The following is a 10,249-nucleotide window of genomic DNA, read 5'->3' as shown; positions in this document are numbered from 1 at the left end:
CCACGGTGCGGTCGGCGAACCAGTCGTCACGCTTTTCCACTTCGATGCGGAAGTGATACATCTCCTGCATCGCCTGGTGGTCCTCGTCACGCAGCACCATCTTGCCCTTCGGGGTTTCGAACACCAGACCCTCGAAGGCGTCGATCAGATCCTCCGTATCGGTGGAGCCGTCCGCTTCACGGATCGCCGCGGTGATCGCCATGGCCTGGGAAAAGCCCTGGGCGGTGAAGAAGTCAGGGGCGGCGTTGAAACGCTCCATGTGCTGCTTCACGAACCAGTCGTTGATCTCGTTCTTGGGTGATTCGAAGTAATAGAAGCCAGCGCCTTCCATACCGGGAAACTCGGAGTAGCTCACCAGTGCCGGCAGAATGTTGCCGCCGGTGGCCAGCTTGATGCCGAAGCGGTCCGGCTGCAGGTCCTGGATACGGCTCAGCGGGTTGGCGCTGCCGGCCCAGATGGCGAAGATGTATTTGCCTTGCTCACAGCCATCGCGGTCTTTCAGGGCGCCGAACAAACGCTGCGCGGCGGCGGTGAAATCGGTCGCGTCGGTGGGCAGGTATTCTTCGTGGACCACTTCGCCGCCCTGGGTTTCCATGGCCTCTTTGTAGGCGGCCACGCCGTCACGGCCGAACGCGTAATCCTGGGCGATGGTGGCGACACAAACGCCCGGCTCGCCGAGTGCCACGGCGTTGGAAACCGCGTCCTGGGAAGAGTTACGTCCGACCCGGAACACATAGCGGTTCCAGTCCGCGCCGGTGATGGCGTCGGCCACACCCTCGGGCATGATGATGCGCTCGTACTGCTCGGCGATCGGCAGGGTCGCCAGCGCCACCCCGGAAGACACCGGCCCCACCACGATGTGGGCGTCGTCCTCGGCGTAGGCTTCTTCCACCAGCGAACGGGCGCGCGCCGGATCAAGCTGGGTGTCTTTATCGATGATTTCGACCTTGCGGCCCTCGATTTCCATGCTGCCGTCGGTGGCGTACTCGAAGCCCATCTTCATACCCACGCTGAGCTGCTCGGCGTAGGCGGACAACGGGCCGGTGAAACCGGTGACGTGGGCAATACGGATGGAATCGGCCGCCTGCGCGAGAGGCGCGGCGGTGAGGGCGGTGAGCGTGAAGGCCGTCGCGGTAATGAGACGCTTCATAGGAATCTCTCCCTTATTTTTTGGCCTGATGGCCGTCTTGTTGTGGTTATGGTCCTCTTCAATATGACTGGCGATTCACCTTTTCGCAAGAGGGTTTCGAAAAAAATTCCACAAACGTGGAATTACCCGTCCCGGCCGGTCGCGCCACCTGCAAATACCCGAATAACGGGCCTTTGCGGCGTACTTTCCAACTCCTGAAAGCCGCCTCTCGGGTGCCGGCCGCCGGATCCCGGTTGACACCAGGGGTGCGCAAACTTAATTTAGTTGAATACCGATTCATATTTCAAACAACAAAACCACGGACCCAAGAAGCCCGCCATGACCACTGCCTCCCAGACCAACATCGCCAAGGCCACGGCCGCCAGCGGCGGGCCCGGCGCCCCGAAAACCGCCCGCGGCGCCCGCACCCGGGCGCGTATTCTCAAGGCCGCCGAACACACCTTCGGCACGCTCGGTTACCACCGCGCCGGCATTTCCGACATCACCCGCGCCGCCGGCGTCGCCCAGGGCACCTTCTACACCTACTTCGCCGGCAAGGAAGAAATCCTCCGCGAGCTGGTGCGTGATATGGGGCATCAGGTGCGCGCCCATCTGGCGGCGGAAATTCTCGACGCCGGCAACCGGTTGGAAGCCGAGGAACGGGGCCTGCGCGCCTTTCTGCAGTACCTCTACGAGAACCCGTCCCTGTACCGGGTGCTGCAGGAAGCCCAGTTCGTCGACGAAGCCATCTACCGGGATTACTACGAAGCCTTCGGCAAGGGCTATGTGCGCATGCTGGCCAACGCCACCCGCAAGGGCGAAATCCGCCCCGGCAATAACGAAGTGCGGGTGTGGGCCCTGATGGGCATGTCCAATTTCCTCGGCCTGCGCTACGCGCTCTGGGAACAGGACGTGTCCTTTGACGACATCGTCGAGACCCTTTCCGACCTGTTCCGCAACGGCCTGACCCTGGACGGCAAGGAGAAGCCATGAACCCGGCGGTGCACTATCAACTTGACGGCGACCTGGCGCGCATCACCCTGAACCGTCCGCAGCGCCACAACGCCCTGGTCCCGGAGCTGCTCGACGGCCTGCGCGCCGCGCTCGCGCGCTGCCGTGAGGACCGCCCGGCGGCGCTGATCCTGGACGCGGAAGGTCGCTCGTTCTCCACCGGCGGCGACGTGGGCGGTTTCTACGACACCCCGCGCGCCGAGCGGCACGACTACGCGGTCCGGGTGGTGGGCACACTGAACGCGGTGATTCTGGATCTGCTCAGCCTGCCGCTGCCCACGGTGGCGGCGGTGCACGGCATGGTCACCGGCGGCTCGGTGGGCCTGGTGCTGGCCTGCGACATCGTCGTGGCCGGGCCCCGCGCCAGCTTCGCCCCCTGGTACACCCGCGTGGGCTATAGCCCGGACGGCGGCTGGACCGCCCTGATGCCGGAACGCATCGGCCGCGCCCGCGCCCTCGACATTCAACTGACCAACCGCCGCGTGGACGCCGAGGAAGCCCATCGCGTGGGCCTGGTTCAGTACCTCAGCGAGGACAACCGGGTGGCCGCCCAGGCCCGCGCCGTCGCCGACACCCTGTGCTCCGCCAAACCGGGCAGCGTGCACCACACCCTGGCCCTCACCCGGCCCGACCTGGACACCGTGGCCGCCGGCCTGGATGCGGAATACCGGCATTTTCTCGAACAAATCATCACCGACGAAGCCGACCAGGGCATGGCCGACTTCTTGAACAGATAGGAAAAAACAAAACGACGAAAAACAAAAATCGGGAGAGACACCATGAAAACAATAACGCCAACCCCGCTGGCGGTACTCGCCGGCACCCTGCTGCTCGGTGCGCTGACTCCGCTGGCCGGCGGGTTCGACACCTTCGCCGACGAGGACCGTTCCTCGGAACTCAGCGGCGAACCGGTGCAGCAGCGCTACCAGTTCAACACCCCCACCACCGTCACCTACGACCGCGACAGCCTCGGCAACGGCGCCGCCGGCGCCCGGGTCTATGTGGCCGACATGGGCAACCATGAAATCAAGGTGCTGAACCTGAACGGCGCCCTGGTGGGCCGGCTGGACGACAACGACCAGACCCTGGCTGCGGACAGCCCGGCCAGTTCGGTGCCCGAGGTGCGCGCACCACTGGGGATCGCGTTCCTGTCCGCCAGCGAAGCGGACGACGACCGGCTGGCCGGGCTCTACGTCAACGACGTGGGCCGTCATCAGATTCATTTCTTCCGCACCGTGAGCGGCGGCGCCGGCGATTTCGAGTACGTCACCTCGTTCGGCCAGCCCGGCCACGGCGGCGGCCAGGAGATCTATCTGCCGCGCAACATGACCATTACGCCGCAGGGTTTCATCTACGTTTCCGACGAGTTCAACCACCGCGTCAAAGCGTTCCGCATTGATCCGGACAACGGCTATCAGGTCAGCCTGATTCAGACCCTGGGCCACCAGAACGGTAGCGGCGACTACGTGGACGCCGGCCCGATCATCCGCGGTGTCGACAAAAACTACGGCAGCGATTCCACCAATTACGACGATTACGCCGGCCAGCCGGACAAACGCGACGGCTTCCGCATTCCCCAGGGGATGACCTATTACCAGTCGCCTGACAACGGCGCCACCTATCTCTACGTGGCGGACAACGGCAACAACCGCATCAAGATTTTCCGCGTCAACACCAGCACCGGCCAGCTCACCCTGGACGACATGCTGGGCCGCTTCCGCGACGACGGCGGCAGCGTCGATCACCTCAAGCGCCCGCGCGGCGTGCGCACCGACCTGGACGGCAACCTCTACGTGGCGGACACCTATAACGGCCGCATCATCCAGTTCGAAAACCTGGCCAGCACCAGCGACAGCAACCCGGTGCGCTACCGCAGCAGCCAGAGCGCCGACGCCCGCGCCAACTGGGTCTATGGCCGCCTCGGCATCCACCAGGTGGAGATGCGCGCGCCCACCAGCGCCGGTACCGAAGACGAAGCCTTCCAGCTGCCCAATGATCTGGTGCCGATGATCGACGCCAACGGCGATTTTTATCGTGAAGACATCTACGCCTGGGGCTACTACTATTCCAACGCCCGCGTGCATCTGGTCAGCGACTCCGGCAACAACCGCATCAAGAAATGCTGGACCAATTCCAGCGGCACCAGCCTGCTGCGCTGCTCGGTCTCCGCCGGCGTCGGCACCGTGGCCGACAACGAATACTGGGGCCACCCGCGCACTCTGCCCGGCCAGCTGCATTCGGCCAGCGGCATGGCCTGGCTGGGCAGCAAGGACCAGTTGCTGGTCAGCGACACGCCCAACACCCGCATCAACATCTACGACAGCAACGGCGATTATCAGGGCCGTTTCCCGGGCACCAACATCAGCTACGGCGTCACCGGTATCGCCACCTTCAGCGACCCCAACATCGGCGAAGCGGTGGCGGTCCTGGTAGGCGCCGACGTCACCCTGCCCTGGCCCTACACCGGCGACGCCAGCCTGCGCATCTACGACGCCAACGGCAATCTGGAAGAGCTGTTCAACCTGAGCTACCGCACCGGCGGTTTCCCGGTGCCCGAGATCGGCCTGTCCACCAGCAACACCAACTACCCGGTGGCGGTGAGCGCGATCAACGACGGCGCCACCGACCAGCACGCCATCTACATCACCAGCTTCGACAACTACGTCTGGCGTTTCGACTACGACAGCGGCAGCGGCTCGCTGGACGGCAACTGGTACGCCGGTGGCCCGGACAGCGACAAAGGCAACGACCTGGGCGAGGGCTGGAGCCTGGGCCCGGACTTCTTCGAACAGGGCGACGCCGGCACCTTCGACCAGATCGGCAGCGTGCTGGCCCTGGACGACCGCGTCTACGTCACCGACCGCCGCAACCAGCGCATCCAGGCCCTGAACCCGGCCAACGGCGCGCTGATCGGCCAGCTCGGCCTGGGCGGCGGCACCTACGACCATCCGGACGGCCTCGACCCGGACCGGCTGTTCCTGCCCGCCGGCCTCGCCTACGACGCCCAGCAGGACGCGCTGGTGGTGGCCGACGGCTTCAACATGGTGGCGCGCGCCTGGGCCAACCCGGACCAGTACAGCCCCAACGGCGCCGGCATCATCGACCCGGCCTACCAGGGCCACTGGCTCGACCCGGCGCTGGGCACCCGCCCCGGCGGCCTGTTCGACGCCGAGCAAGTGGCGGTGGGCGACGGCGACGTTTATGTGTTCTCGCTGATCAGCAACCGCATCACCCGGTTCAGCTGGTCGGAAATCAATAATTAAGGGAGAGCCCGATGGACATGTTCGACCTGCGCGCCCACCGGGCCCGGGTAACGCCGGAGCGCCCGGCGCTGGAAGACCTGGAAAGCGGCGAGCGCTACAACTACGCCCAGTTCAACGAGCGCGCCGCGCGGCTGGCGGCCGCCGCCCGTGACCACTGGGGCCTGAACGAAGGCGACCGGCTCGCCTATCTGGGCCACAGCCGCGCCGAGTTCTTCGCCATGTTGTTCGGCTGCGCCAAGGCCGGCCTGATCCTGGTGCCTTTGAACTGGCGCCTGGCGGTGCCGGAACTGGAAGTGCTGGTGGAAGACTGCGACCCGGGGGCGCTGATTTTCGGCGCCGAGTTCGCCGACGCCGCCGCCGAGCTCCAGCAGCGCTGCGGGCCGCTCACCCTGGTGGCGCTGGACGGCGCCGCGGACGGCCAGCGCGATTATCACCGGGATCTGGCCGACACCCGGCCGGACCTCACCGCGCACCCGGACAAGGACCCGGACACCCCCTGGTACCTGCTCTACACCTCCGGCACCACCGGCCGGCCCAAGGGCGTGATCCAGACCTTCCGCATGATGCTGGCCAACTATCTCAATATCGGTCTGGCGGTGAACCTGAGCGGCGACGATGTGCTGCTCAACGTGCTGCCCCTGTTCCACACCGCCGGCATCAACCTGTATTCCTCGGCGGTGTTCATGGTCGGCGGCAGCGTTCTGGTGGCGCGCGCCTTCGACCCGGATCAGGCACTGCAAGTGTTGGAAAAAAGAGCGACCATCTTCTTCGGGGTGCCGGCGGTGTACCAGGCGCTGCTCGATCACCCCGGGTTCAGCGGCGAGCGTCTCAAGGGCGTGCGCTCCTGGGGCTGCGGCGGTGCGCCGCTGTCGCTGCCGGTGGCGCAGCGCTATGTGGACGCCGGTATCCGCGTGCGCACCGGCATGGGCATGACGGAAACCGGCCCCACGGTGTTCCTGCTGGACGAGGACAAGGTGATCGACAAGATCGGCTCGGTGGGCCGGCCGCAGCTGCTCACGGAAGTGCGCATCGTCGACCGCGACGGCCGGGACGTGCCCCCGGGTGACGCCGGCGAGCTGTTGATTCGCGGGCCCAACATCACGCCCGGGTACTGGAACCGGCCGGACGCCACCGCCGAGGCGATCCGCGCCGACGGCTGGCTGCACAGCGGCGACGTGGCCCGCTGCGACGAGGACGGCCAGTATTTCATCGTCGATCGCTGGAAGGACATGTACATCTCCGGCGGCGAAAACGTCTACCCGGCGGAGGTGGAAAAAGTACTGGAACAACACCCGGCCATCGCCGAAGTGGCGGTGGTCGGCATGCCCGACGACAAATGGGGTGAAGTCGGCAAGGCCTATTACGGCGTCCACGCGGACCGGGACGCCCCGGACCCGGAAGCGCTGCGCGCGTTCTGCCGCGAGCGGCTCGCCGGTTACAAGGTGCCCAAGGCGTTCGAACGGGTCGATGCCCTGCCCCGCAACGCCCTGGGCAAAGTCACCAAACAGGAGTTGCGTGATCATGCAAAACAATAACACCGCCCGCATGGAACGGGATCTGTCCTTCAGCCAGGAGGACTTCCAGCGTTTCGCCCGACTCAGCGGCGACCACAACCCCATCCATGTGGACCCGGACTACGCCGCCGGCACCCGCTTCGGCGCCACCGTCTCCCACGGCATGCTGCTGTTCAGCGCGGTGCGCGGGCTGATCCATGAATTCTTCCCCGGCGCCCGCCTGGAAGTGCAGGACCTGAAATTTCCGGCGCCGGCCTACGCCGACGAGCCGCTCACCGTGGTGCTGGAAACCCGCGGCCGCCCGGTGGACGGCATCGTCCACCTCACCACCGACGTGCTCAAGGAAGACGACAGCCGCTGCCTGCAGGGCACCTGCCGTCTCAAACTCGATCAGGAGATGGCGCCATGAGCGAGACCCTGCCCCGCTTCAACGCCCTGCGGCTGGAAGACCAGGCCACCGTGGAACGGCGCTTCAGCGCCGAGGATGTGCGCGCCTGGTGCGACATGGCCGGCCTTGAGGATGAGACCCCGGACCAGGTGCCCGAGCCGCTGATCGCCGGCCTGTTTTCCTATCTGCTCGGCGAGGAGCTGCCCGGCCACGGCACCAACTACCTCAAGCAGCACATGCGCTTCGAGGAAGACGCCCGCATCGGCGAGACGCTCACCGCCACCGTCACCATCACCCACCTGCGCGGCGACAAAGCGCTGGTGAACCTGGACACCCTGTGCACCGGCGAGGACGGCCGGATGATCTGCGCGGGCGACGCCCTGGTGCTGTTTCAATGCTGAACGCTCAGCTAAAGGCCTGGCTGGACCGCCTCAATGAACTGGTGGCGGAACAAAAAGCGGCCGGCGTGGAAGCCACCCCGGCCACCGTGCGCGACAGCATGGCGGCGATGACCCGCAACCAGGTCCGCCCGGGGCCCGAGCTGCCCTGGGTCGGCGACGCCCGGGTGGAGTGCGGCGAAACCCCGGTGCCGGTGCGCCTCTACGACCCGGCGCCGGACCGGGACACCCCGGTGTGCCTGTTCTTCCACGGCGGCGGGCACATGGCCGGCAGCGTGGCGGTGTACGACCCGATTTGCCGGCGGCTCGCCGACGCCAGCGGCTGGCTGGTGGTGTCGGTGGACTACCGGCTGGCGCCGGAATACCCCTACCCGTTCGGGCTGGAAGACTGCCACAGCGTGGCCCGCCACCTGTGGCCGGTGCTCGACGCCCAAGGGCGGCGCTACCAGCGGCGCCTGGCGCTGGCCGGCGACTCCGGCGGCGGCACCTTCGCCGCCACCCTCAGCGCCCTGGCGCAGAACGACCAGCGGCTGCCGGTGGAAAAACAGGTGCTGATCTACCCCAGCCTGGACTACACCCTGAACCACCCCTCGGTGACCGAGAACGGCCAGGGCTATTTACTGGAAGCGGACCGCATCGCCTGGTACTTCCAGCACTATTTCCAGCATGGCGAGGACCGCCGCGGCGCGTCGCCGCTGTTCATGCCGGTGAGCAATCGCCTGCCGGAAACGCTGGTGATCAGCGCCGAATACTGCCCACTGCGCGACGAGGCGCTGGCCTACGTGCAAAGGCTGAACGACACCGGCGTGCCCTGCCGCCACCGCCATTTCGACGACATGATCCACGCCTACCTCAATCTGGAATCCCTGGCGCCCGACGCCTGCGCCGCCACCTACCGGGAGATCGCCGCCTTCCTCAACGGCGATTAACCACCGGGCGGGCCCGCTCCCACAATGTCAGGAGCGGTCGGAGGTGGCGGGGGCGTCGCGCTGCATCAGATTATCGATGCCGTAGCAGTGCCCGGCGAGCAGGTTCTGGGCCAGCATGAAGCGGTCCTGGGGGGTGCGCGCGGTGAGCTCCGCCACGCTCAGGGATTCCAGCATCCAGGTGTCCCAGACGTTGACGAAGCGGGCGCGGATGTCCACGTCACCGCGCAGCATGTCCGCCTGGCGGGCGGTGACCGTAAGGCTGTCGTCGCCGCGGTCCACTTCGTAGCCCTGGTTGGGGTAGCCCACTTCCAGGCAGGCGAGGAAATTCTTCATGGTGCGCTCCGACGCCTGGCCCACGGCAAACGCCAGCGGCTGGTCGGGCACGTCTTCGAGGATGCTGAGGATATGGGCGTCGGCGAGCCGCTCGCGCAACCGGCCCTGGGCCTCGTCGGCGGCGGCTTCGCTGCGTTTCTCCGCTTCCCGGCGGGCCGCTTCCATGTCCCGCCGGACCCGCTCACGTTCCGCCCGTTGCCGGGCCAGTTCGGCTTCATGGGCCTGCTGGGCCTGGTAGGCGTCGTCCACCAGCCGGTCGAGACGCCGCGACTGGCGCACCGACTCGATCCGTTCCCGGCAGGCGGGCAGCCAGTCCTCACGCAGTTGCCGCTGGTCCACGTAGCGCTCCGCCCGGTGCGCCTCGGCGAGCCGCCGGCAGGCGCCGTCCATGGCGCCGAGGGCGTCGATGGCGCCGTAGCTCAGCCCGGCCACCGCGTCCGGCGCCTGCGTCCGCCCCATCAGACCGGCGGTGGAATCACGCAGCGAGGCGCAGCCGGTGAGTGCCACGGCCACCAGGCCGAGAAGCAGGATCGTCAGGTTGGAACGCATATTAAAAACAACGTTGTATTCGTTTTTGTTGAAACCCTTGGGAGCGAGCACTTGTAGGAGCTTGCTTGCAAGCGAAAGGCCGGCGAAGCCGGCGGGCAGGGCCTCTCCCACAAGGCCCGCACAAGCAAAGGTTCAATGGTCCGAGCCGAAGCAGCCCCACAAGTTCCCCTCTCAGGCGGATTTGGCGGCGATCTTCTCTTTCCAGATCACCGGGCCGGTCTTGTGCACGGATTCGCCGTTGGAATCCACCGCCACGGTCACCGGCATGTCTTCCACTTCGAATTCGTAGATCGCTTCCATGCCCAGATCCTCGAAGGCGGCCACGCGGGATTTGCGGATCGCCTTGGACACCAGGTAGGCGGCGCCACCCACGGCCATCAGGTAGACCGCCTTGTTGTCCTTGATCGCTTCGATGGCGGTGTCGCCGCGTTCGGCCTTGCCGACCATGCCGATCAGGCCGGTCTTCTCCAGCATGGTGCGGGTGAACTTGTCCATGCGGGTGGCGGTGGTGGGTCCCGCCGGGCCCACCACTTCGTCGCCCACCGGGTCCACCGGACCCACGTAGTAGATAAAGCGGTTGGTGAAGTCCACCGGCAGGTCCTCGCCCTTGGCGATCATGTCCACCATGCGCTTGTGGGCGGCGTCACGGCCGGTGAGCAGCTTGCCGGACAGCAGCAAGATCGGAAGAGCGTCGTGTAGGGAAAGAGTGTATACCTACGTGTAGATCTCGGTGGT

At 66.3% G+C, this 10,249-nt stretch carries 9 protein-coding genes and 1 pseudogene; 7 read left to right on the top strand and 3 right to left on the bottom strand.

Features of this window, described 5'->3' with window-relative positions; translation table 11 throughout:
* The coding region (locus tag ACEQZD_RS06380; protein ID WP_370184639.1) for a substrate-binding domain-containing protein at nucleotides 1–1,150 on the bottom strand (1,150 nt) is incomplete at its 3' end.
* A 318-nt stretch (nucleotides 1,151–1,468) separates the two neighbouring features.
* Here ACEQZD_RS06380 and ACEQZD_RS06375 point away from each other — a divergent pair.
* Genes ACEQZD_RS06375 through ACEQZD_RS06345 form a run of 7 tightly spaced genes read left to right on the top strand, consistent with a single transcriptional unit; the run spans nucleotide 1,469 to nucleotide 8,632 of the window.
* Nucleotides 1,469–2,122 (top strand): TetR/AcrR family transcriptional regulator, encoded by a 654-nt coding sequence (locus ACEQZD_RS06375; RefSeq protein WP_370184637.1) that lies wholly within the window; start codon nucleotides 1,469–1,471, stop codon nucleotides 2,120–2,122.
* Nucleotides 2,119–2,877 (top strand): enoyl-CoA hydratase/isomerase family protein, encoded by a 759-nt coding sequence (locus tag ACEQZD_RS06370; RefSeq protein ID WP_370184635.1) that lies wholly within the window; start codon nucleotides 2,119–2,121, stop codon nucleotides 2,875–2,877. The genes ACEQZD_RS06375 and ACEQZD_RS06370 overlap by 4 nt, the downstream gene beginning before the upstream one ends.
* 42 nt (nucleotides 2,878–2,919) lie before the next feature.
* Nucleotides 2,920–5,403, top strand: coding sequence for an NHL repeat-containing protein (locus tag ACEQZD_RS06365; RefSeq protein ID WP_370184634.1), 2,484 nt, complete (start codon nucleotides 2,920–2,922; stop codon nucleotides 5,401–5,403).
* 11 nt (nucleotides 5,404–5,414) lie between these two features.
* Entirely contained in the window at nucleotides 5,415–6,938 is a 1,524-nt protein-coding gene (locus tag ACEQZD_RS06360) for a long-chain fatty acid--CoA ligase (RefSeq protein ID WP_370184633.1), read from the top strand.
* Entirely contained in the window at nucleotides 6,925–7,326 is a 402-nt protein-coding gene (locus ACEQZD_RS06355) for a MaoC/PaaZ C-terminal domain-containing protein (RefSeq protein ID WP_142949374.1), read from the top strand. The genes ACEQZD_RS06360 and ACEQZD_RS06355 overlap by 14 nt, the downstream gene beginning before the upstream one ends.
* A complete protein-coding gene (locus ACEQZD_RS06350) occupies nucleotides 7,323–7,706 on the top strand; it encodes a hypothetical protein (RefSeq protein WP_142949375.1) in 384 nt (127 codons plus the stop codon). Before ACEQZD_RS06355 ends, ACEQZD_RS06350 begins: the two co-directional genes overlap by 4 nt.
* Nucleotides 7,700–8,632 carry an alpha/beta hydrolase gene (locus ACEQZD_RS06345; RefSeq protein WP_370184631.1) on the top strand — a complete coding sequence of 311 codons (933 nt, stop codon included), beginning with the start codon at nucleotides 7,700–7,702 and terminating at the stop codon, nucleotides 8,630–8,632. The genes ACEQZD_RS06350 and ACEQZD_RS06345 overlap by 7 nt, the downstream gene beginning before the upstream one ends.
* A gap of 27 nt (nucleotides 8,633–8,659) precedes the next feature.
* On the opposite strand, the gene ACEQZD_RS06340 is transcribed toward ACEQZD_RS06345, so the two are convergent.
* Nucleotides 8,660–9,514 carry a hypothetical protein gene (locus ACEQZD_RS06340; protein WP_335628514.1) on the bottom strand — a complete coding sequence of 285 codons (855 nt, stop codon included), beginning with the start codon at nucleotides 9,512–9,514 and terminating at the stop codon, nucleotides 8,660–8,662.
* Between the two features lie 171 nt (nucleotides 9,515–9,685).
* Nucleotides 9,686–10,192, bottom strand: a pseudogene (locus tag ACEQZD_RS06335) (fumarate hydratase C-terminal domain-containing protein); the annotation flags it as partial.
* Between the last annotated feature and the right edge of the window lie 57 nt (nucleotides 10,193–10,249).

Source organism: Alloalcanivorax sp., assembly GCF_964221125.1.
In the GTDB taxonomy this organism is placed as follows: Bacteria; Pseudomonadota; Gammaproteobacteria; order Pseudomonadales; family Alcanivoracaceae; genus Alloalcanivorax; species Alloalcanivorax venustensis.
This window is presented reverse-complemented; position numbering and strand designations above follow the sequence as displayed.

Bases quoted from the DNA above. Each gene is read 5' to 3' on its own strand.
- ACEQZD_RS06375 (WP_370184637.1), top strand. From the start codon at position 1,469: ATGACCACTGCCTCCCAGACCAACATCGCCAAGGCCACGGCCGCCAGC.
- ACEQZD_RS06370 (WP_370184635.1), top strand. From the start codon at position 2,119: ATGAACCCGGCGGTGCACTATCAACTTGACGGCGACCTGGCGCGCATC.
- ACEQZD_RS06365 (WP_370184634.1), top strand. From the start codon at position 2,920: ATGAAAACAATAACGCCAACCCCGCTGGCGGTACTCGCCGGCACCCTG.
- ACEQZD_RS06360 (WP_370184633.1), top strand. From the start codon at position 5,415: ATGGACATGTTCGACCTGCGCGCCCACCGGGCCCGGGTAACGCCGGAG.
- ACEQZD_RS06355 (WP_142949374.1), top strand. From the start codon at position 6,925: ATGCAAAACAATAACACCGCCCGCATGGAACGGGATCTGTCCTTCAGC.
- ACEQZD_RS06350 (WP_142949375.1), top strand. From the start codon at position 7,323: ATGAGCGAGACCCTGCCCCGCTTCAACGCCCTGCGGCTGGAAGACCAG.
- ACEQZD_RS06345 (WP_370184631.1), top strand. From the start codon at position 7,700: ATGCTGAACGCTCAGCTAAAGGCCTGGCTGGACCGCCTCAATGAACTG.
- ACEQZD_RS06340 (WP_335628514.1), bottom strand. From the start codon at position 9,514: ATGCGTTCCAACCTGACGATCCTGCTTCTCGGCCTGGTGGCCGTGGCA.